At 65.1% G+C, this 20997-nt stretch carries 27 protein-coding genes; 23 read left to right on the top strand and 4 right to left on the bottom strand.

The window, feature by feature from the left end; all coding sequences use genetic code 11:
* The first annotated feature begins 79 nt into the window (after positions 1-79).
* The 5 genes from LQK81_RS14985 to LQK81_RS14965 all read left to right on the top strand — a co-directional run bounded on the left by LQK81_RS14985 (position 80) and on the right by LQK81_RS14965 (position 4262).
* Positions 80-1084 carry an ABC transporter permease subunit gene (locus LQK81_RS14985; RefSeq protein WP_230807175.1) on the top strand — a complete coding sequence of 335 codons (1005 nt, stop codon included), beginning with the start codon at positions 80-82 and terminating at the stop codon, positions 1082-1084.
* A 12-nt stretch (positions 1085-1096) separates the two neighbouring features.
* On the top strand, positions 1097-2014 hold the full coding sequence (locus tag LQK81_RS14980; RefSeq protein ID WP_230807174.1) for an ABC transporter permease subunit: 918 nt from the start codon (positions 1097-1099) through the stop codon (positions 2012-2014).
* The gene (locus LQK81_RS14975) at positions 2014-2868 is read left to right on the top strand and encodes an ABC transporter ATP-binding protein (protein WP_230807173.1); all 855 of its coding nucleotides are present in this window, start codon (positions 2014-2016) and stop codon (positions 2866-2868) included. Before LQK81_RS14980 ends, LQK81_RS14975 begins: the two co-directional genes overlap by 1 nt.
* Entirely contained in the window at positions 2865-3692 is an 828-nt protein-coding gene (locus LQK81_RS14970; RefSeq protein WP_230807172.1) for a dipeptide ABC transporter ATP-binding protein, read from the top strand. Before LQK81_RS14975 ends, LQK81_RS14970 begins: the two co-directional genes overlap by 4 nt.
* A gap of 222 nt (positions 3693-3914) precedes the next feature.
* The gene (locus tag LQK81_RS14965) at positions 3915-4262 is read left to right on the top strand and encodes a RidA family protein (RefSeq protein WP_230807171.1); all 348 of its coding nucleotides are present in this window, start codon (positions 3915-3917) and stop codon (positions 4260-4262) included.
* 74 nt (positions 4263-4336) lie between these two features.
* On the opposite strand, the gene LQK81_RS14960 is transcribed toward LQK81_RS14965, so the two are convergent.
* Entirely contained in the window at positions 4337-5140 is an 804-nt protein-coding gene (locus LQK81_RS14960; RefSeq protein WP_230807170.1) for a response regulator, read from the bottom strand.
* Positions 5141-5290: 150 nt separating this feature from the next.
* On the opposite strand from LQK81_RS14960, the gene LQK81_RS14955 reads away from it, so the two are divergent.
* Positions 5291-5476, top strand: coding sequence for a NepR family anti-sigma factor (locus LQK81_RS14955; RefSeq protein WP_230807169.1), 186 nt, complete (start codon positions 5291-5293; stop codon positions 5474-5476).
* A gap of 75 nt (positions 5477-5551) precedes the next feature.
* On the opposite strand, the gene LQK81_RS14950 is transcribed toward LQK81_RS14955, so the two are convergent.
* Both LQK81_RS14950 and LQK81_RS14945 read right to left on the bottom strand, forming a co-directional pair.
* Complete coding sequence (locus tag LQK81_RS14950) at positions 5552-5812, bottom strand: YMGG-like glycine zipper-containing protein (protein ID WP_230807168.1); 261 nt, start codon at positions 5810-5812, stop codon at positions 5552-5554.
* 34 nt (positions 5813-5846) lie between these two features.
* Positions 5847-6002: a DUF3309 family protein gene (locus LQK81_RS14945; protein WP_112599171.1), complete on the bottom strand. Its 156-nt coding sequence runs from the start codon at positions 6000-6002 to the stop codon at positions 5847-5849.
* A 187-nt stretch (positions 6003-6189) separates the two neighbouring features.
* On the opposite strand from LQK81_RS14945, the gene LQK81_RS14940 reads away from it, so the two are divergent.
* Positions 6190-6387, top strand: a complete 198-nt coding sequence (locus LQK81_RS14940) for a CsbD family protein (protein WP_230807167.1) — start codon at positions 6190-6192, stop codon at positions 6385-6387.
* 180 nt (positions 6388-6567) lie between these two features.
* Complete coding sequence (locus tag LQK81_RS14935; protein WP_230807166.1) at positions 6568-6732, top strand: DUF1328 domain-containing protein; 165 nt, start codon at positions 6568-6570, stop codon at positions 6730-6732.
* Positions 6733-6801: 69 nt separating this feature from the next.
* Here the strand turns inward: LQK81_RS14935 and phnF are convergent, their stop codons facing one another.
* Entirely contained in the window at positions 6802-7542 is a 741-nt protein-coding gene (gene phnF, locus LQK81_RS14930; protein ID WP_442967142.1) for a phosphonate metabolism transcriptional regulator PhnF, read from the bottom strand.
* Positions 7543-7687: 145 nt separating this feature from the next.
* Here phnF and phnG point away from each other — a divergent pair, with 145 nt between their 5' ends.
* The 15 genes from phnG (at position 7688) to LQK81_RS14855 (ending at position 20690) form a co-directional block, all read left to right on the top strand.
* Positions 7688-8125, top strand: a complete 438-nt coding sequence (gene phnG, locus LQK81_RS14925) for a phosphonate C-P lyase system protein PhnG (protein ID WP_230807462.1) — start codon at positions 7688-7690, stop codon at positions 8123-8125.
* Entirely contained in the window at positions 8122-8730 is a 609-nt protein-coding gene (phnH, locus tag LQK81_RS14920) for a phosphonate C-P lyase system protein PhnH (protein WP_230807461.1), read from the top strand. The genes phnG and phnH overlap by 4 nt, the downstream gene beginning before the upstream one ends.
* 3 nt (positions 8731-8733) lie before the next feature.
* Positions 8734-9846, top strand: coding sequence for a carbon-phosphorus lyase complex subunit PhnI (locus tag LQK81_RS14915; RefSeq protein WP_230807164.1), 1113 nt, complete (start codon positions 8734-8736; stop codon positions 9844-9846).
* Positions 9843-10736 carry an alpha-D-ribose 1-methylphosphonate 5-phosphate C-P-lyase PhnJ gene (locus LQK81_RS14910; protein ID WP_230807163.1) on the top strand — a complete coding sequence of 298 codons (894 nt, stop codon included), beginning with the start codon at positions 9843-9845 and terminating at the stop codon, positions 10734-10736. Before LQK81_RS14915 ends, LQK81_RS14910 begins: the two co-directional genes overlap by 4 nt.
* A 256-nt stretch (positions 10737-10992) precedes the next feature.
* On the top strand, positions 10993-11769 hold the full coding sequence (gene phnK / locus LQK81_RS14905) for a phosphonate C-P lyase system protein PhnK (RefSeq protein ID WP_230807162.1): 777 nt from the start codon (positions 10993-10995) through the stop codon (positions 11767-11769).
* A 55-nt stretch (positions 11770-11824) separates the two neighbouring features.
* Positions 11825-12532 carry a phosphonate C-P lyase system protein PhnL gene (gene phnL / locus LQK81_RS14900; RefSeq protein WP_230807161.1) on the top strand — a complete coding sequence of 236 codons (708 nt, stop codon included), beginning with the start codon at positions 11825-11827 and terminating at the stop codon, positions 12530-12532.
* Positions 12529-13146: a DapH/DapD/GlmU-related protein gene (locus LQK81_RS14895; RefSeq protein ID WP_230807160.1), complete on the top strand. Its 618-nt coding sequence runs from the start codon at positions 12529-12531 to the stop codon at positions 13144-13146. The genes phnL and LQK81_RS14895 overlap by 4 nt, the downstream gene beginning before the upstream one ends.
* A 130-nt stretch (positions 13147-13276) precedes the next feature.
* Positions 13277-14131, top strand: a complete 855-nt coding sequence (phnC, locus tag LQK81_RS14890) for a phosphonate ABC transporter ATP-binding protein (RefSeq protein WP_230807159.1) — start codon at positions 13277-13279, stop codon at positions 14129-14131.
* Between the two features lie 90 nt (positions 14132-14221).
* The gene (gene phnD, locus LQK81_RS14885) at positions 14222-15127 is read left to right on the top strand and encodes a phosphonate ABC transporter substrate-binding protein (protein WP_230807158.1); all 906 of its coding nucleotides are present in this window, start codon (positions 14222-14224) and stop codon (positions 15125-15127) included.
* 128 nt (positions 15128-15255) lie between these two features.
* Positions 15256-16176, top strand: coding sequence for a phosphonate ABC transporter, permease protein PhnE (gene phnE, locus LQK81_RS14880; RefSeq protein WP_442967148.1), 921 nt, complete (start codon positions 15256-15258; stop codon positions 16174-16176).
* A complete protein-coding gene (gene phnE / locus LQK81_RS14875; protein WP_230807156.1) occupies positions 16176-17522 on the top strand; it encodes a phosphonate ABC transporter, permease protein PhnE in 1347 nt (448 codons plus the stop codon). Before phnE (LQK81_RS14880) ends, phnE (LQK81_RS14875) begins: the two co-directional genes overlap by 1 nt.
* Positions 17523-17633: 111 nt before the next feature.
* On the top strand, positions 17634-18344 hold the full coding sequence (locus LQK81_RS14870) for a DUF1045 domain-containing protein (RefSeq protein ID WP_230807155.1): 711 nt from the start codon (positions 17634-17636) through the stop codon (positions 18342-18344).
* A 1-nt stretch (position 18345) separates the two neighbouring features.
* Positions 18346-19485, top strand: coding sequence for an alpha-D-ribose 1-methylphosphonate 5-triphosphate diphosphatase (locus LQK81_RS14865; protein ID WP_230807154.1), 1140 nt, complete (start codon positions 18346-18348; stop codon positions 19483-19485).
* 35 nt (positions 19486-19520) lie between these two features.
* Complete coding sequence (phnN, locus tag LQK81_RS14860) at positions 19521-20093, top strand: phosphonate metabolism protein/1,5-bisphosphokinase (PRPP-forming) PhnN (RefSeq protein WP_230807153.1); 573 nt, start codon at positions 19521-19523, stop codon at positions 20091-20093.
* Positions 20094-20183: 90 nt separating this feature from the next.
* On the top strand, positions 20184-20690 hold the full coding sequence (locus LQK81_RS14855) for a TIGR00645 family protein (RefSeq protein WP_230807152.1): 507 nt from the start codon (positions 20184-20186) through the stop codon (positions 20688-20690).
* The last annotated feature ends 307 nt before the right edge of the window (positions 20691-20997 follow it).

Genomic DNA, 20997 nt, shown 5'->3' with positions numbered 1-20997 from the left:
CACGCCAATCAAGAGTGTGCATGACCGGCGGCCCGATAGCACTCGGGCCGCCGGTTTTTCCAACAGGGATATGGCTCCCATGCTACGCTTCATTCTCGGACGGCTCGCCGTCCTGATACCCACGTTCATCGGGGTATCGATCATCGCCTTCTCGTTCATCCGCCTTCTTCCCGGCGACCCGGTCATGCTGATGTCCGGCGAGCGGGTGATGTCGCCCGAACGCCACGCCGAACTGATGAACCAGCTCGGCCTCGACCGCCCGATGTACATCCAGTACCTGGATTATCTCGGCGGGCTCGTCACCGGCGATTTCGGCAGTTCGATCGTCACCAAGCGGCCGGTGCTGGACGACTTCCTGCAATTGTTCCCGGCGACGCTGGAACTCTCGCTCTGCGCCATCCTCGTCGCCGTGTGCCTCGGCATTCCGGCGGGCGTACTGGCGGCGGTGAAGCGGGGCTCCTGGCTCGACCAGACCGTCATGGGCGCGGCCCTCGTCGGCTATTCCATGCCGATCTTCTGGTGGGGCCTGCTGCTGATCATCTTCTTCTCGGGCTATCTCGGCTGGACCCCGGTCTCGGGGCGCATCTCGCTGATGTACTTCTTCCCGCAGGTCACCGGCTTCATGCTGATCGACAGCCTCCTGTCGGGACAGGCCGGCGCCTTCAAGTCGGCGGTCACCTACCTGATCCTGCCGACGGTGGTGCTGGCGACGATCCCGCTCGCCGTCATCGCGCGGCAGACGCGGTCGGCCATGCTCGAGGTTCTGGGCGAAGACTATGTCCGCACCGCCCGGTCGAAGGGGCTGGCGCCGCTGCGCGTCGTCGGCGTCCATGCGCTGCGCAATGCCATGATCCCGGTCATCACCACGATCGGCCTGCAGGTCGGCGTGCTGCTCGCCGGCGCGATCCTGACCGAGACGATCTTCTCCTGGCCGGGCATCGGCAAGTGGATGGTGGATTCGGTGTTCAAGCGCGACTACGCGGTCGTCCAGGGTGGGCTGATGTTGATCGCCGGCGTCATCATGCTGGTCAATCTCATCGTCGATCTGCTCTACGGGTTCATCAACCCGCGGATCCGGCACTAGGAGGTGGCTCAAATGACTGCAATCGATACCAAGGCCACCGATCCGAAGGTCGCCGGGGGCACAACGCCGCCGTCCGGCCTGTCCGAGTTCTGGTTCTACTTCTCCCGCAACAAGGGCGCCGTGATCGGCCTGGTGATCTTCCTGATCATCCTGTTCGTGGCGGTCTTCGCGCCGTTCGTCGCCCCGCACAGCCCCAGCATCCAGAACCGCGAGATGCTGCTCATGCCGCCGGTCTGGCAGCAGGGCGGCAGCTGGGGCCATATCCTCGGCACCGACGCCGTCGGTCGCGACATCCTTTCGCGCCTGATCTACGGTGCGCGCTTCTCGCTCTTCATCGGTCTCGTCGTCGTGACGCTGTCGGTGGTCTCGGGCGTGCTGATCGGCCTCGTCGCCGGCTATTTCCGCGGCCGGATCGACACCTTCATCATGCGCATCATGGATATCATCCTGGCGTTCCCGTCGCTGCTGCTGGCGCTCGTCCTGGTCGCCGTGCTCGGCCCGGGCCTGCTCAACGCCATGATCGCGATCTCGCTCGTCAACCAGCCGCATTTCGTGCGCCTGACGCGCGCCGCCGTCATGACGGAGCGCACCAAGGACTATGTCGTCGGCTCCAAGGTCGCCGGCGCCGGCACGCTGCGGCTGATGTTCCTGACGATCCTGCCGAACTGCCTGGCGCCGCTGATCGTCCAGGCGACGCTCGCCTTCTCGGCTGCGATCCTCGATGCGGCCGCGCTCGGCTTCCTCGGCATGGGCGCCCAGCCGCCGACGCCGGAATGGGGAACGATGCTCGCCGAGGCGCGCGAGTTCATCCAGCGCGCCTGGTGGGTCGTCACCTTCCCCGGCCTTGCCATCCTCATCACCGTGCTCGCCATCAACCTGATGGGCGACGGCCTGCGCGATGCCCTTGATCCGAAGTTGAAGAGGTCGTGATGTCGCTCCTCGAAATCGAAAACCTGGTCGTCGAGTTCCAGACGGCCTCTGGCCCCTTCCGGGCCGTGGACGGCGTCTCGCTCAAGGTCGACGAAGGCGAAGTTCTCGCCATCGTCGGCGAGTCCGGCTCGGGCAAGTCCGTCTCCATGCTCGCCGCGATGGGGCTCCTGCCCTGGACGGCGAAAGTCACCGCCGACAAGCTGCTGTTCAACGGCCGCGACATGCAGAAGATGAGCGATGCCGACCGGCGCAAGATTATCGGCCGGGAGATATCGATGATCTTCCAGGAGCCGGTCGCCAGCCTCAATCCCTGCTTCACCGTCGGCTACCAGATCGAGGAGGTGCTGCGCGTGCACACCGACCTGAACCGCAAGGCGCGCCGGGACCGGGCGATCGAGCTGTTCCAGCTGGTCGGCATCCCCAATCCCGAGGAGCGCCTCGGCCACTTCCCCCACCAGATGTCGGGCGGACAGTGCCAGCGGGTGATGATCGCCACGGCACTCGCCTGCAATCCTAAGCTCCTGATCGCCGACGAGCCGACCACGGCGCTGGACGTGACGATCCAGAAGCAGATCCTTGACCTCCTGATGAAGCTGCAGGCCGAGCACGGCATGGGCCTGATCATGATCACCCACGACATGGGCGTGGTCGCCGAGACGGCCGACCGTGTCGTCGTGCAGTACAAGGGCCGGAAGATCGAGGAGGCCGACGTGCTCTCGCTCTTCCAGAATCCGAAGAGCGTCTACACCAAGGCGCTGCTTTCGGCCTTGCCGGAGAACGCCGTCGGCGGCCGGCTGCCGACGATCACGGAAAACCTCACCGACCAGCAGATTTTCGAGGGAGCCGTTCGATGACCCCCGTTCTCGAAGCGCGCAATCTCGTGCGCGACTACCACATCCCCGGCAGCCTGCTGAAGAAGGGCAAGACCGTGCATGCGGTCAAGGGCGTCAGCTTCAAGGTTGAGGAGGGCAAGACGCTCGCAATCGTCGGCGAGAGCGGCTGCGGCAAGTCCACGCTCGCCCGCATGGTCACGATGATCGATCCCGTCACCGAAGGCGAGATGCTGATTGACGGCACGAAGGTCGACATCGCCAGCGAGCCGCTGTCCTCGGACATGCGCAGCAAGGTGCAGATCGTCTTCCAGAACCCCTACGGTTCGCTGAACCCGCGCAAGAAGATCGGCGACATCCTCACCGAACCGCTGGTCATCAACACGAAGATCCCGGCCGGCGAGCGTCGCGACCGGGCGATGGCGATGCTGAAGAAGGTGGGGCTGGAGGAGAAGCACTACGCGCGCTATCCGCACATGTTCTCCGGCGGCCAGCGCCAGCGCGTGGCGATCGCCCGCGCCCTGATGCTCAATCCGCGCTTGTTGGTGCTGGACGAGCCGGTCTCCGCGCTCGACCTGTCCGTGCAGGCGCAGGTGCTGAACCTCCTGGCCGACCTGCAGGACGAATTCCATCTGACCTACGTCTTCATCAGCCACGACCTCTCGGTCGTGCGCCACATCGCCGACGACGTGATGGTGATGTACTTCGGCGAGGCGGTCGAATACGGCAGCCGCGACCAGGTCTTCGACGATCCGCAGCACAGTTACACCAAGACGCTGTTCGCCGCGACGCCGCGCGTCGACGTGGATGCGATCCGCGCCCGCCTCGAGCGGCGCCGGCGCGCCTGAGATGCCGCAAAGTCTCCCGGCGCTCTTTGCCTGAGGCCCGCCGAACGCCGCTGGCAGCGGTGCATGACAATGGCTCCGGCAAGCGGACCACAATGGCTCTGGCAAAGCGGACCGCGCGATCGTATAGACCACTCGCCGCCTGGAAACCCGTCGGCGGGTGGCTGCCGCGATCTTCAAGGTGCGCAGCCACAGGGCTAGACCAAGAAAGACAGGAACGAACCGATGACCATTACTCGCTTTGAAACCGGCGCGCGCATGAGCCAGGCTGTCGTCCACAACGGCGTCGTCTATCTGGCCGGCCAGGTCGGCGAACCCGGAGCAGACGTCGCAACCCAGACGAAGCAGGTGCTGGCCTCGATCGACCGCCTGCTGGCGCTTGCCGGCTCGGACAAGACGAAGATCCTGTCGGCCCAGATCTGGATGGCCGACATGGGCGAATTCCAGAAGATGAATGCCGTCTGGGATGCTTGGGTCGCCCCGGGTCACGCCCCCGCGCGCGCAACCGGTGAATCCAAGCTCGCCGGCCCGGAATATCTCGTCGAGATCATCGTCACCGCCGTTCAGGGCTGAGCCGGCGCGGATAAAGGCGAGGGGCGGACCGGTTTTCGACCGGTCCGCCCCTCTTTACGTCTCAGGAGGCTGTCTCAGGCGCTCTTGGCGAGCCGTGCGTGCTCGTCGAAGAACAGCGCCTGGCTGATCAGCGCCTTGACCATTTCCGGATTGAACGGCTTGGTGACGAGGAAGGCCGGTTCGGGCCGCTCGCCGGTCAGCAGCCGTTCCGGGAACGCGGTGATGAAGATCACCGGGATGGTGCTGGTCTTGAGGATGTCGTTGACGGCGTCGATGCCCGAGCTGCCGTCGGCGAGCTGAATGTCGGCCAGTACCATGCCGGGCTTCTTGCGGTTGTAGAGCTCGATCGCCTCGGAATGCGTGCGGGCGATGCCGGTGACGCGGTGGCCGAGCGCGGTGACCATGTCCTCGATGTCCATCGCGATCAGCGGCTCGTCCTCGATGATCATCACGTCGGTCGCGACCTGCTGGGAAATCTCGCGCGAAGCCTGGTTCAGCGCTTCCCTCACCGCATCCTCGGAAACGTCGAGAATGTCGGCGCACTCCGAAATCTCGAAGCCTTCGACGGCGACCAGCAGGAAGGCCTTGCGGGCTGCAGGCGTGACATGGGCGAGATTGGCTGCGGCCTGCCGCTCCCAGCCGAAGGGAGATACGGCGTTCTGCGGGATACTCACCTGGACCTTGTCGAAAAGCGTGCAGTAGAGACGAAAAACGCTGACGCGGTCATTCGATCGCTCCGGGTAAATCGTTATGTCCTCGACGAGTGCTTCGAGCATCGCTGCCACATATGCATCTCCGGAGGTCTGGGATCCCGTGACGGCACGCGAAAATCGCCGCAATAAGGGCAGATGAGGTGCGATACGGGTGGATAGCGACATTTACTTCTCCCTGAATTTGTTTCGAAACCGGCGCGTTTCCTGTAAATTCATCTCACGGAAACGAATTTGGTGCGAAATGAAACCCGGTTCGATACGGGTGCTTTGGGGCCAAACGAAGATGGTTGAGCGAGGATCAAGGAGCACACGGTGATGCGTAAGCCCGCGACAGGCGGACGAAAGCCGGGCAGTTCGTTGGATTCCCTCGATCCAAACAGCGTCGTCGGCCGCAAGTTGAAGTCCTTCTACGAATCAATAGAGACGGAGCCATTGCCGGACCAGTTGCTCGATCTTCTCGAGAAGCTGGACGAGGCCGAGCGCAAGGCCCGAACCACCTAGCATATAGCGTGTCGCTGTCCGACACACGCAAAGAAACGGGCCATTGGCCCGTTTCCTGTTTCCGTCACTCGTTGATTAGCGGCAGGGTGCCTCATAGCGGCGTCCGTAACGGTCGCGGTAGATGCAGCGACCGGGCTCGTTGGCATTGCCGATCAGGGCGCCGATCGCGCCGCCGGCCACGGCTCCGACAGCGGCGCCGCCGACTTTACCCGTGGCAGCCCCACCGATGATCGCGCCGGAAGCGGCACCGATCGTGGCGCCCTTCTCGGTCTGCGTGCAGGACGTGACCGCCAGTGCGGAAAGGGCGATGGCGCCGGCGACGATAAATTTCCTCATTGCTCTGTCTTCCTTTCTAGAAATGGCGTGCGCGTCAGATGCGTCCCATCAGGACGAGAATAAGCAGAATGACGACGATGAGTCCAAGCCCGCCGGAAGGTCCGTATCCCCAGCCGCGGCTATAGCCCCAGTTCGGCAGCGCGCCGATCAGAAGCAGTATAAGGATGATGAGTAGTACCGTACCAAGCATCAGGCGTCTCCCCACAGGATAGGCGGTTCTGTTTCGATGGCCGGTAAATGCGCGGCAAACGGGTTTGTTCCCAAGCGAAATAGAGATTCGAAAACGATGTCCGGGCGTTAGGCTTTCATGCTTTCATCGGAACGATCGCGGGGGCCATGCGTTTTCTGTCCCGTAACCAATCCGAAAGGAGATGCACATGAACTGGGATATCATCGAAGGCAAGTGGACCGAGTACAAGGGCAAGGCCCAGGCACAGTGGGGCAAGCTGACGGACGACGATCTGGACGTCATCAAGGGTCGCCGCGTCGAACTCGCCGGCAAGATCCAGCAGCGCTACGGCATCGCCAAGGAAGAGGCCGAGCGCCAGATCGACGAATGGCAGCGCCGCCACTGATCCTTCACGGAAGGTCTTCGAGAACCGCCGCGACCGTCGTCGCGGCGGTTTCTGTTTGTGGGATCGAAAGAGTCCCGGGCGCCCGCCGGATTGCAGTCGACAGATCGTGCGAATAGTCGCTGGAACTTTTGACCCGCTTCCCCGTTCTTCTCCCCGACAATGAAAAGAGGAGTTCCCGGTATGCTTTACTATGCTGTTGTCTTCCTGGTCATCGCGATCATCGCCGGCGTTCTCGGCTTCGGTGGTATTGCCGGCGCATCCGCAGGCATCGCGCAGATCCTGTTCTTCGTCTTCCTGGTTCTGCTGGTCGTATCCCTGCTGTTCGGCTGGTCCCGTCGGGTCTGACCGGCGGATGAAATGACTTAAAGACGAAAAGGCGGTGCCTGCGGGCGCCGCCTTTTCTCTTTCCGCTTTTCAGGTTTCCACGAAGAACTTGACCCGGTCCGCGGCAAAGCGCGACCGGGAATATTGTATGGGGCTGCCGCCGGTGTCGGCGTTGATCGCCGTCGTGACGAGCAGGATGGCCCCGGGAGAAAGCTTCAGCAGCCGGACATCGGCTCCTTCGGCATGGACCGCCGAGATCTCCGTCGAGCGGCGCACGTAGTCGTCGACGCCGAGCGCGGCCAGTGCCTTGGTGATGGAGCCCGTGCGCTGGTAGGCCGCGTCGATTCCGGCGAAGCGCTCGGCCGGAAAGTAGCTCGTCGCAGACGAGATCGGCTTTCCGTCGGCGACGCCGAGCGTATCCAGCCGGATGCAGTCGGTTCCCGGCGCAATCCCGAGTGCGGTCGCGATGACCGGCGATGCGCGTTCGACGGACTGTTCGACCAGCTTGCTCTGCAGTTCCCGCGCCTGGTCGCCGAGGCCCTGCGAGAAGCGCGTCCGGCGCGAGATCGGAAAGGTCAGCCGGTCACGCCGCTCGATCAGCGTGCCGACGCCCTGGACCGCCCGCACCATGCCTTCGTCCGCCAGCGCCGCCAGCGCGCTCCTGACCGTGTGCCGGTTGACGCCGAACTTTTCCGCCAGCGTCGCCTCCGACGGCATCATGGCGGTCTCGTCATAGTCGCCATTGTTGATGGCAAGGCGCATCCGGTCGGCGATCTGCCGCCACAGCGCCACGCCCGATCGGCGCTCGATCATTCCTGCCCCCGCATTCATCTGGCCTCTCTTCGTCACAAGCCTGTCATCTTGGCTCGGTATGACAGGACCATATGATGTATGGTTGTCTAGATCAATAGACAACTGATGGGACGCAGTTGGAGAATTGGCGATGGCACCTGGCGTGAACCGGAACCCCTCGGACATGGCGCCGGAAAGGCGAAGAGAGGCCATGGGACTGCTTGCGAAGGCGACGCGGCGCGAGCTGGAGCAGGCCTGGGCGGGGCTGGCCGGCCGGCCGGAAGCCGAGTTGGTCCGCGGCCCGGAGACCGGGCTCGTCATGGTGCGCGGCCGCATCGGCGGTGGCGGCCAGCCGTTCAATCTCGGGGAGGTGACGGCGGCGCGGGCCAGCGTCCGGATCGAAGGCGTCGTCGGCCACGGCCAGGCGCTCGGCACCGACGGCGAGAAGGCCCGGCTGGCGGCCGTGTTCGACGCTCTGCTGCAATTGCCCGGGCACGCCCCGGCGGTCGAGCGCCTGCTCGCCGCGATCGCCGCGCGCATCGAGGCCGAGGACGCACGCAAGGCCCGCGAAACCGCCGCCACCCGCGTCGATTTCTTCACCATGGTCCGGGGAGACGACTGATGGCCGACACGCAGATCTTTTCCGGCGCCTTCGCCGAGCCGGTCCTCGCTGCCCAGTCCGTATTCCGCGCCGTCATGGACTGCATGGCCCGCCCGGGCACGATCGGCACGATCGCGGCCACGGCACGGCCGCCGCAGCCGCTCGGTGCTGCCGCCGGTGCGCTCGCCCTGATGCTGTGCGACCACGACACGCCCGTCTGGCTGACGCCGCGGTTGGCAAGATCGAAGCTGCCCGGCTGGCTGTCGTTCCACACCGGCGCTGCCGTCACCGGGGAGAAGCATGAAGCCCGTTTCGCCTTCGTCGAGAAGGGGGCGGTGGTGCCCGGTTTCGGCCTGTTCTCGCCGGGCACCCAGGAGTACCCGGATCGCTCGGCAACGCTGGTGGTCGAGATCGACGGCTTCGAGGGCGGGCGACCGCTGGTGCTGTCGGGCCCGGGCATCCGCGACGAGGCGATGATCGCCCCGCAAGGGCTGCCGGACACTTTCGTGGCGCTCTCCGAGGCCAACCGGGCGATGTTTCCGCGCGGGGTCGACCTGATCCTGGTCGCAGGCGACAGCATTCTCTGCCTGCCGCGCACCACCGTCATCAACAACCGGGAGGCTTGAGCCATGTATGTTGCCGTCAAGGGTGGTGAGGCCGCCATTGCCAACGCCCATCGCCTGCTCGCCGACCGGCGCCGCGGCGATCGTTCGCTGCCGTCGATCACCATCGAACAGATCGTCGCCCAGCTGGGGCTCGCCGTTGACCGGGTGATGGCCGAGGCCTCGCTCTACGACCGCGCCATTGCCGCACTCGCCATCCGCCAGTCGCGCGGCGACATGATCGAGGCGATCTTCATCTTGCGCGCCTACCGCACCACGCTGCCGCGCTTCGGCTATTCGGTGCCGGTCGAGACCTCGCGGATGCTGGTCGAGCGACGGGTTTCCGCCACCTACAAGGACTTGCCGGGCGGCCAGTTGCTCGGCCCGACCTTCGATTATACCCACCGCCTGCTCGATCCTTCCCTCCTTCGCGACGAACCGGTCGAAGAGGCCTTGCAGCGTGACGGCGAGCAGGAGCCCGTCATGCGCGTGTCCGACATCCTCTCGGGCGAGGGGCTGGTCGAGGGTGACGGCGACCTGCCGGCGGGCCACGTTCCCGGCGACCTGACGCGCGAGCCGCTCGAGTTCCCGATGGCGCGCGACTTGCGCCTGCAGGCGCTGGCGCGCGGCGACGAGGGCTTCCTGCTGTCGCTCGGCTATTCCACCCAGCGCGGCTACGGCAACAACCATCCCTTCGTCGGCGAGGTCCGTATGGGTGAGGTCGAAGTCGAGCTGGATCTGCCGGAGCTCGGCTTCGCCGTCTCGCTCGGCCGCATCCAGGTCACCGAATGCCAGATGATCACCCAGTTCAAGGGCTCGGCCAAGAGCCCGCCGCAGTTCACCCGCGGCTATGGCCTCGTCTTCGGCCAGAACGAGCGCAAGGCGATGTCCATGTCGCTGGTCGATCGCGCCTTGCGCGCCGATGAGTTCGAGGAGGACGTCGTCTCGCCGGCGCAGGACGAGGAATTCGTCATCTCCCATTCCGACAACGTCCAGGCGACCGGTTTTGTCGAGCACCTGAAGCTGCCGCACTACGTCGACTTCCAGGCCGAACTCGATCTCATGCGGCGCATGCGCCGGGACTATGACGAGCGCAGCCGCAAGGAACCCGGCAACGACACCCTGGAGGCCGCCCAATGAACGCCGTTCCGTCCGAACTTGCCACCTACAACTTCGCCTATCTCGACGAGCAGACCAAACGCATGATCCGCCGGGCGATCCTCAAGGCGATCGCGATCCCCGGCTACCAGGTTCCCTTCGCCAGCCGCGAGATGCCGATGCCCTATGGCTGGGGCACCGGCGGCGTGCAGGTGACGGCGGCGATCCTGGGGCCGCAGGACGTGCTCAAGGTCATCGACCAGGGCGCCGACGACACCACCAACGCCGTCTCTATCCGCGCCTTCTTCCAGAAGGTCGCCAATGTGGCGGTAACGACGAAGACCCGGGAGGCGACGATCATCCAGACCCGCCACCGCATCCCCGAGGAGAAACTGGCGGCCGGCCAGACGCTGGTCTACCAGGTGCCGATCCCCGAGCCGTTGCGCTTCCTCGAGCCGCGCGAGACCGAGACCCGCAAGATGCACGCGCTCGAGGAGTACGGGCTGATGCACGTCAAGCTTTACGAGGACATCGCCAGGAACGGCCACATCGCCACGACCTATTCCTATCCGGTGAGGGTCGAGGGCCGCTACGTGATGAGCCCGTCGCCGACGCCGAAGTTCGACAATCCGAAGATGCACATGTCGGAGGCGCTGCAGTTGTTCGGCGCCGGCCGCGAGAAGCGCATCTACGCCGTGCCGCCCTTCACAGACGTCGTCAGCCTCGATTTCGAGGACCATCCCTTCGAAGTGCAGAAATTCGATCGGCCCTGCGCGCTGTGCGGCGCCGAGAACGTCTACCTCGACGAAGTGGTGCTCGACGATCGCGGCGGGCGGATGTTCGTCTGCTCCGACACCGACCATTGCGAGGACCGACGCGACCACGGCCACTGCGGCACGATGCTGGCCTACGGCAAGGCGGCTGCCGAATGAGCGGGCGGACGGACTACCGCCCTCTGTCCTGCCGGACATTTCCCCCTCAAGGGGGGAGAGCGGCTGGGGTAACGTCTCAGCCCGCTCCCTCTTCTCCCCAACGGGGAGAAGGTGGCCCGAAGGGCCGGATGAGGGGGGCTTCTGTCACCGATCAGCAAGACCACCACGCGTCGCCCCCCTCATCGCCTCGCTGCGCTCGGCACTTCTCCCCGGTGGGGAGAAGAGGGCGCAAGACGCAAACGACGGAGTTCCAGCAATGACCGACGCGCCGCTTCTCAAGGTCCGCGACATCTCGAAATTCTACGGCGCCCGCATCGGCTGCCGCGCCGTTTCCTTCGACCTCTGGCCGGGCGAGGTGCTGGCGATCGTCGGCGAATCCGGCTCCGGCAAGACGACGCTGCTGAATTGTCTCGCCACCCGCCTGATGCCGACCTCCGGCACCATCGAGTACCGGATGCGCGACGGCCAGATGCGCGATCTCGCCCGCATGGGCGAGGCCGAGCGGCGCTTCCTGATGCGCACCGACTGGGGCTTCGTCCACCAGAACCCCGCCGACGGCCTGCGCATGACGGTCTCGGCCGGCGCCAATGTCGGCGAGCGGCTGATGGCGGTCGGCGAGCGCCACTACGGCAACATCCGCGAGACCGCCGGCGATTGGCTCCGCCGCGTCGAGATCGGCCTCGACCGCATCGACGACCAGCCCCGAGCCTTTTCCGGCGGCATGCGCCAGCGCCTTCAGATCGCCCGCAACCTCGTGACCGCGCCCCGCCTCGTCTTCATGGACGAGCCGACCGGCGGCCTCGACGTCTCGGTGCAGGCGCGCCTGCTCGATCTCGTCCGCGGCCTCGTCCACGACCTCGGGCTTTCGGCGATCGTCGTCACTCACGATCTCGCCGTCGCCCGCCTGCTGTCGCACCGGATGATGGTGATGAAGGACGGCCACGTGATCGAGCAGGGGCTGACCGACCGCGTCCTCGACGATCCGCGCGAGGCTTATACCCAGCTTCTCGTCTCCTCCATCCTGCAGGTTTGAGCCACAGGCTCGAACCGCCGCCCGGCCCGCGTTTTCAGCACAAAGGACACCGAACATGGCGACCCCACTCGTCGTATCCGAAGTCGCAAAAAGCTTTACCATGCACCTCAGGGACGGCATCCGCCTGCCGGTCGTCGAAAACGTCGGCTTCTCCGTCAAGGCCGGCGAATGCGTGGTCCTCGGCGGCCCCTCCGGCATCGGCAAGAGCTCGCTCCTGAAGATGGTCTACGGCAACTACGGCGTCGATGCCGGCCAGATCCTGGTCGAGCACGAAGGTCAGTTCGTCGATCTCGCTAGCGCCGATCCGCGCACCGTGCTGGCCGTCCGCCGGGTCACGCTCGGCTATGTCAGTCAGTTCCTCCGGGTCGTGCCGCGGGTCGCAGCCGTCGACGTCGTGGCCGAGCCGCTGGTGGAAGGCGGAGAGATTCCGGCCATCGCCCGTGAGAAGGCGGAAGCGATTCTGGCCCGCCTGAACCTGCCGCGCGAACTCTGGCAACTGCCGCCGGCCACCTTTTCCGGCGGCGAGCAGCAGCGCGTCAACATCGCCCGCGGCTTCATCACCGGGCACCGCATCCTGCTGCTCGACGAGCCGACCGCCTCGCTCGACGCAAAAAACCGCGAGGTGGTCGTCGGCATGATCGAGGAGAAGAAGCGGGCAGGGGTGGCGCTGCTCGGCATCTTCCACGATGACGACGTTCGCGCCAAGGTCGCCGACAGCATCGTCGACGTCTCCGCCTTTTCGCCCCGGAAGGCCGCGGCATGACCAGGCTGTCCGAACACACCCCGCTCGTGCACGAAACGGCCTCCGTCACCGATTGCACGCTCGGCCGCTTCGTCGAGATCTCCGAGCGCTGCCGCATCAGCGAGACCGAACTCGGCGACTATTCCTACATCATGGAGGACGGCTCGGTCTGGTGCGCGACGATCGGCAGGTTCGCCAACATCGCCTCGTCGGTCCGCATCAACGCCACCAATCACCCGATGTGGCGGGCGACCCTGCACCACTTCACCTATCGCGCCGCCGACTACTGGCCGGATGCCGACAGGGAGGAGGACTTCTTCACATGGCGGCGGGCGCACCGCGTCACGATCGGCCACGACGTCTGGATCGGCCATGGCTCGACGATCCTGCCGGGCGTCACGGTCGGCAACGGCGCCATCATCGGTTCCGGCGCGGTGGTGACGAAGGACGTCGCCCCCTACACGATCGTCGGCGGCGTGCCGGCGAAGCTGATCCGCGAACGCTTCGGCGGCGATATTGCCGAGCGTTTCGAGAGGCTTGCCTGGTGGGACTGGGATCACGCCCGCCTGCGCGGTGCCCTCGATGACTTTCGCGCGCTCGACGCCGAAGCCTTCCTTGTCAAATACGGTGCCTGAATTCCGCAAAAGCCCTGGAAATCCGGGCTGTGTGGATTGTTATCAAACGGACACGAAACTGACATTCGGCCTTCATTGACCGCCTTTAAAGCCGCTGCAGTGTCAATGAACAAGCCTTGAAGGGTAAGCCATGTTCCGCCTGAAGAACGTCACGCGCCGGTTCGGCGGCAAAGCCGCGGTCAGCGCCGTCAGCGTCGACATTCCCCAGGGCCAGATGGTCGGCGTCATCGGCCGCTCGGGCGCCGGCAAGTCGACCATGCTGCGCATGATCAACCGGCTCGTCGATCCGACCGAGGGCTCCATTCACTTCGGCGACGTCGAGGTTTCCGCGCTCCGCGGGGCCGCGCTTCGCAACTGGCAGCGCGACTGCGCCATGATCTTCCAGCAGTTCAACCTCGTGCCGCGCCTGGATGTGCTCACCAACGTCCTGCTCGGCCGCCTCAACCATCGCTCCACCGCGCTCAGCATGCTCAACATGTTCTCCCGCGAAGAGCGCATCATGGCGATCGCGGCACTGGAGCGCCTCGGCATCGAGCAGACGGCGCTGCAAAAGGCGGGCACGCTGTCGGGCGGCCAACAGCAGCGCGTGGCCATTGCGCGGGCGCTCATGCAGCAGCCGAAGATGATCCTGGCCGACGAGCCGATCGCCTCGCTCGACCCGCTGAACGCCAAGGTGGTGATGGATGCCCTGCGCGACATCAACGAGCGCGAGGGCATCACCGTCATCACCAACCTGCACACGCTCGACACCGCTCGCAACTATTGCGAACGCATCATCGGCATGTCGGCCGGCAAGGTCGTCTTCGACGGCGCGCCACGCGATCTCGACGCCGATGCCGTCCGCGCGATCTACGGCACCGGCGCGGACGGCGCCGAGATCGACGAGAGCATGACGTCCACCAGCATTCGCGGCGCCGGGGCGCCCGTGCAGGACAACATCAAGGAATCCGCCGGCGTCAAGCCGCTGGCACTGGCAGGGATCTGACGCCCGCCAGGATCGAGGGCCCGCGTCAAGGGCAGACCATACACGCTTTGAAGCGATCGCCGGCTGGGGGCCGGCAACAAGGAGAACGACATGTTGAAGAAAGCTCTGCTCGCCGCTGTCGCGATGGCCGTCGTGACCGGGTCCGCCCTGGCCCAGGACGTCAAGGTTCTGCGCATCGGCCTCGACGGTTCGGAGAACGAAGCCGACCAGATCCGCAACACCCAGTGCGTCGCCGACGGCCTGAAGGCCGCGACCGGCGTTGGCGAAGTCCAGATCTTCCCGTCGCCGGACTATAACGGCGTCATCCAGGGCCTGCTCGGCGGCACGATCGACATCGCCTCGATGGGCGCTTCCTCCTATGCCGCGATCTACCTGCAGGCCCCGAACGCGGTCGACCCGATCCTGACCTACACCCAGTCGGACGGCTCCAGCGGCTATTACTCGATCATGGTCGCCCGCAAGGATTCCGGCATCAAGACGCTCGCCGACGCCAAGGGCAAGAAGATCGGCTTCGCCGATCCCGACTCGACCTCGGGTTATCTCGTTCCGAACGTTGCTCTCCCGAAGGAAATCGGCGCACCGGTCAAGGAATACTTCTCTGAAAGCGGCTTCGGCGGCGGCCACGAGAACCTCGTCCTCGCCGTTCTCGACGGCAAGTTCGACGTCGGCACCACCTTCGGTTCGGGCGTCGGCAACTGGGATGAGGGCTACACCGGCGGCAACCTCTACCAGATGGTCAACAAGGGCAACCTCGACATGGACGACCTCGTCGAGGTCTGGAAGTCGCCGCTGATCCCGAACGGCCCGCTGATGGTCTCCAACAAGCTGCCGGAAGACATGCGCGCCAAGGTCGAGCAGTACTTCTTCGAACTGCCGCAGAAGGACCTCGCCTGCTTCCACGCCTACACGCAGGGCTCCAACAAGGACTACATCAAGGTCGACCAGTCGTTCTACCAGACGATCATCGACGCCCGTAAGTCCGTCATCGGCGGCTGATCGGCCACGGAAGACAGCGCGCGGCACCCCTCCGGGTGCCGCCCGTTTTTTTGCAAGGAGAGAATGGCATGGCCAATACGACGGCCGGAAATGCGATCGGCGGCCTCGGTCCTGCAGCCGCCTCGGTCATGCAACACTACCAGCAGCAACTGCGGACACGGCGTATCTATTCGCTGATTGCCATCGCGGTCTTCCTGGTGGCGCTCTGGGCCTCGCTCGACTTTGCCAATGCCGCCAATTCGGGCAAGTTCTTCGAACGGCTTCCCTACGTGTTCGATTTCATCCGGAATTTCGTTCCGGACAGCCCCATGGAGATCGTGCGCGCCATGTTCGACCTGCCGTCGCCCTATGACGACGGCTCGCTGAAATACGACTACACGTCCGAGCGCGTCTATGTGACGGAAAACTTCTACATTCCGCACTTCATCTACCAGCTCATCATCACCGTGAATATCGCGCTGATCGCGACCATTCTGGGCTCGGCCATCGCCTTCGTGCTCTGCTTCTTCGCCTCCACCAATCTTGTCGGTGCCGGTGCCACCCGCTGGGTCGTGCGTCGCATCATGGAGGTGATGCGCGCCTTTCCCGAGATCGTCATCGCCGGGCTTTTGACCGCGATCCTGTCGATCGGCCCGATCGCAGCCATCGTCGCGATCACGGTCCACACCATCGGTGCGCTCGGCAAGCTGTTCTTCGAGGTCGTGGAGAATGCCGACATGCGGCCGGATGAAGGGTTGCGCGCGGCGGGCGCCAGCTGGGTGGAACGCGTCCGTTTCGCCATCGTGCCGCAGGTTCTGCCGAACTTCGTGTCCTACGCGCTGCTGCGTGCGGAGATCAACATCAGGGCGTCCACCATCATCGGCGCCGTCGGCGGCGGCGGCATCGGCGAGGTCTTCCGGCTGGCGATCGGCCGCGACCACGCCGCAAAGACCTATGCCATCGTCATCCTGCTGTTCGTCACCATCATCGCCGTCGACCAGTTTTCCGCCTGGCTGCGCCGCCGTCTGATCGGCAACCAGTCCTTCGAATTCGGACGGGGAGCCGCCTGATGTCGCCGACCACGCTCAACACCGCCGAACGCGAGCGCCTGCTTTCCGCCTATCCCGAGGTCTTCCACCGCAGCTTCTGGCAGCGCTGGGGGCTTGCGATCTGCGCCGGGGTCACGCTCGTCTATCTTGCCGTCTGCTTCGTCGCCTTCAACGTCGGCCCGGCGTTCGTCAACGGCCGCTGGGATCGCGCGTCGATCTATGTCCAGGACTGGTATTCCTGGCGCGCGCAGCCGCGCCTGCGCTTCGTCGACGGCGTCGTCGAGCCGCAATGGTCGAGCCGGCGCCAGTATCCGGAAGGCGCCGACATCGCCTGGCTTCGCCCGCTGCCGGACGGCGGCTACAGCGTCATCTATGACGGGGAGGAAAACCGCCTCGACGTTCGTGCCCAACGCGTCGACGTCTATGTCGACGGCGTCGCCTATGCGGTCGAAATCTCGCCGGAAACGGCCATCCTGCCGCAAGGTGCGCCCGGCGCACTCGTGCAGGACGGCAGCAAGGTCAACGTCGATTTCGGCTTCGAGGGCAGTGCCGAAATCCGCACCTCGCAGGTCTATGTACAGCGCCGGTTCCTCGGCTGGGCCAATTTCTTCTTCGACATCAACTCGCCGTTCTGGGGCAAGTCGTTCTCCGAGCTCGCCTGGCTTGCCGTCGCCGGCGAACGCGTCGATCCGGCCCGCTCGAACATCGCCGCGATGGTCGACGATTTTCTCGCAAACGGCACCTGGCAGCATGCTGACGTCCTGTCGAAGCTGATGCAGACGCTGGTCATGGCGTTCGTCGGAACGCTGCTCGGGACGCTGGTCGCCCTGCCGCTCGCCTTCGTCGCGGCGCGCAACATCACCCAGAGCCGCCTCGCCAACTGGGGCATGAAGCGCCTGTTCGATTTCCTGCGCTCGATCGATATGCTGATCTGGGCGCTGTTCTTCACCCGCGGCTTCGGCCCCGGCCCGATCCCCGGCATCGCCGCGATCTTCTTCACCGACACCGGCGCGCTCGGCAAGGTCTACGCCGAAGCGCTGGAGAACGTAGACGACAAGCAGCGCGAGGGCGTGAAATCGGTCGGCGCATCGCCGGTGATCGTCAACCGTTTCGGCGTTCTGCCGCAGGTGCTGCCCGTCTTCGTGTCGCAGTCGCTCTATTTCTGGGAATCGAACATGCGATCGGCGACGATCATCGGCGCCGTCGGCGCGGGCGGTATCGGCCTCAAGCTGCTGGAAGCCATGGGCACCAATGCAGATTGGGACAAGGTCGCCTATATGGTGGTGCTGATCCTGATCGTCGTCTTCATCTTCGACGGGATCTCGAATGCGCTGCGCTCGCGGCTGATCGGGCGCACCCACCATTGAGTGGAATGGAATTCGCAGCCGGCAATGGCATGATGCTGCCACACGAATCTCCTCTATGGCGCTGACGGCGCGCCCAGGGAGCGCCAGGAACGGAAAACAGGACGTCTGATTGTGCGATATGCCCTCTATTTCACCCCGGCCGCGAGCGACGGCCTGACGCTCGCCGCCGCCCGCTGGCTCGGTCGCAACGCCTTCAACGGCGCAGCGCTCGAGCAGCCAGCCGCGGCCGGCTTCGAACCGCCGGCCTTGAGCGCGCTGACGGCGGATCCGCGCCGCTACGGCTTCCATGCGACCCTGAAGGCGCCGTTCGAACTCGCCGAGGGCCGCAGCGAGGGCGAACTCGTGGCCGAAGTCGCCCGCTTCGCCGCCGCCATGGAAGGCTTCGACATTCCGGAAGTCGTCGTCGGAAGGCTCGGTTCCTTCTTCGCGCTTGTCCCGTCGGAGGAATGCGCACCGCTGCAGGCCTTTGCCGCCGAGGTCGTGCGCCGCTTCGAGGATTTCCGTGAGCCGCTGTCTTCTGCCGACATTGCCCGCCGCAAGCCGGACGAGCTTTCCGCCGACGAGCGCCAGAACCTCGTGCAGTGGGGCTACCCCTATGTCTTCGACACCTTCCGCTTCCACATGACGCTGACGGGCAGGGTGCCCGCCGAACACGCGCCGGCCATGGAAGCGGCGCTGCTGCGGCATTTCGCCGAGTTCCATGGAAGCCCGCTTGCCATCTCCGGCATCGCCCTTTTCCGCGAACCGTCCCGCGGCGCCGATTTCACCGTGCATTCGCTGTTCCCCCTCAACAGCGCTGCCGCCAACAGAAAGATTGCCTGACATGCCGACCGAACTGACCCTCACCAATGCCAGGATCGTGCTGGAGGACGATATCGTCCACGGCGCGGTCGTGATCCGCGACGGTCTGATCGCCGAGATTTCCGACACGCCGACGGTGGCCGGCGAGGATATGGGCGGCGACTATCTCCTGCCGGGGCTCGTCGAACTGCATACCGACCATCTCGAGGCCCACTACTCGCCGCGTCCCGGCGTGCGCTGGAACACCACCGCCGCGATCCAGGCCCATGACGCCCAGGTCGCCTCTTCCGGCATCACCACCGTCTTCGACTGCCTGCGCATGGGCTCGGACGCGGACGGCGGCTTCGAGAAGGGCGAGATGCGGGCGATGGCCGATGCGCTCGAAGAAGCGGGCAGGCAGGACCGGCTGCGGGCCGATCACCTGATCCACCTGCGCTGCGAGGTGTCCACCGACAACGTGCTCGATCATTTCGAGGAATTCGAGAACGACCCGCAGGTGCGGCTCGTCTCGCTGATGGACCACGCGCCGGGCCAGCGCCAGTTCCAGACGATGGAGCAGTACACGCTCTACTACAAGACCAAGCGCGGCCTGTCGGATGCAGCCTTCGCGGAGTTCTGCAACCGTCAGCAGGCGCTTTCCGCCCGCTACGCCAAGCCGCACCGCGACGCGATCGCCGCCCATTGCGCCGCCCGCGGCATCGCGGTGGCAAGCCATGACGACGCGACGCTGGAGCACGTCGAGGAAGCGATCGGCTACGGCATCCGCCTTGCCGAGTTCCCGACCAGCGTCGAGGCGGCAAGGGCCTCGCACGGCGCCGGCATGAGCGTGCTGATGGGCGCGCCCAACATCGTCCGCGGAAAGTCGCACTCTGGCAACATCGCCGCACGCGACCTCGCGACGATGGGCGTGCTCGACGTGCTCTCCTCCGACTACGTGCCGCTCAGCCTGATCCAGGCGCCTTTCATGCTCGCAGACGAGAACGAGGCGATCAGCCTGCCGAAGGCGATCGCCATGGTCTCTTCGACGCCGGCGCGCACCGTCGGTCTCGACGATCGCGGCCGCATCGCCGTCGGCCTGCGCGCCGATCTCGTCCGCGTGCGTCGCCCCGAAGGCGTCCCGGTCGTCCGTTCCGTCTGGCGCCAGGGCACGCGCGTGGCATGACGGGCAGGGCAGGGATGGCGGCCGGGGATGTGACGATGCGCGCAGCCGGCGGGCAGGCGGGCACGGCCGTCGTCGTCGTCGGGCCGAGCGGCGCCGGCAAGGACAGCGTGATGGGCTATGCCGCCCGGCATTTTTCGGGCGACGCCCGCTTCGTCTTCGCAAGGCGGGTGATCACCCGCCCGTCGGATGCCGGCGGCGAAGCGCATGTCGGCGTCGATGCCGCAACCTTCGCCCGGATGCAGGACGAGGGCGGCTTCTGCGTCTCCTGGGAAGCACACGGCCTCAGCTACGGTGTTCCGGTGGAGATGAAGGCGTTGGTCGGAGAGGGGCGGGTGGTCGTGGTCAACGGCAGCCGCCAGGCCCTGTCCGTATTCGCCGCGGTCTTCCCGCGCCTCAAGGTGGTCACGGTGACGGCCAGTGCCGAGGTCCTTGCCCAGCGCCTTCGTGGGCGCGGGCGCGAAAGCGGCGCCGACATTGCCGGCCGTCTCGAACGCAGGCCAGGGGACTGCGCTGCCGGGCTCGACCATGTGATCATCGACAACAGCGGCCCGCTCGACGTGGCGGGGCAAAGCTTCGTCGGTATCCTGGTGCAATCCCTTGAGGGGTGAGCATGAGGGGTGAGCCTTACCGGGCTTGTCGGCTCCACAGCCAGTGATTAACTAGGGCGCATTCTTTTGGCGACATAGACGGAGCACTCCATGAAGTCCCTCGAAATCCTGGTCGAACGGATCATCCTCTCCAGCCGGTGGATTCTGGTCGCCTTCTATCTGGGACTCGTCGCGGCACTCGGCGTCTACGCCATCTCCTTCGCCTACAAGCTCTACAAGGTCGCCAGCAACGTCTTCGTCTTCGACGAGGCCGAGATGATCCTCGCCATGCTGGGCCTGATCGATGCGGCGCTGGTGGCGAGCCTGGTGCTGATGGTCATGATCTCCGGCTACGAGAATTTCGTCAGCCGCTTCGACAACGCCGACGCCGACGTCTCCTTCCTCGGCAAGCTCGATTCCGGCAGCCTGAAGATCAAGGTCGCCTCGTCGATCGTGGCGATCTCCTCCATCCATCTGCTGCAGATCTTCCTCAACGCCCAGAGGTACACCGACAACCAGCTGATGTGGCTGACCTTCATGCATCTCGCCTTCGTCGCCTCCGCCGTGCTGCTCGGCTATCTCGAGAAGATCATGACGCAGCTGAAGATCAAGGCCTGACCGCCGGGCTTGCGGATCGGCCTTGTGAGGTCGACGGGAATTTGAAGGCGCCGCGGGAAACCGTCGGCGCCTTTTCCGTGTCAAGCGGGTCGGTTGCCGTTGTCCCCGCAATTCGACCAATGAACCGTGCGCCGGCAGTGATTCCCTGATCGAACTCTAAAATGAACTTTCTGCGACAATTTTGAAAATCCCTGTTGACTTGTTTTGTATGTGGTCTTAGAAACCGGCTCACCAACGAGGGCGGCGGCGCTGCTGGCGACCGACGAACTCGCTCTGAGGTTTCCGCAGGACGCTGATGGGTTTTGAC

Source organism: Rhizobium sp. GN54 (assembly GCF_021026345.1).
In the GTDB taxonomy this organism is placed as follows: Bacteria; Pseudomonadota; Alphaproteobacteria; order Rhizobiales; family Rhizobiaceae; genus Mycoplana.
Note: the sequence above shows the minus strand (reverse complement) of the source record. Positions and strands in the feature narration are given on the sequence as shown.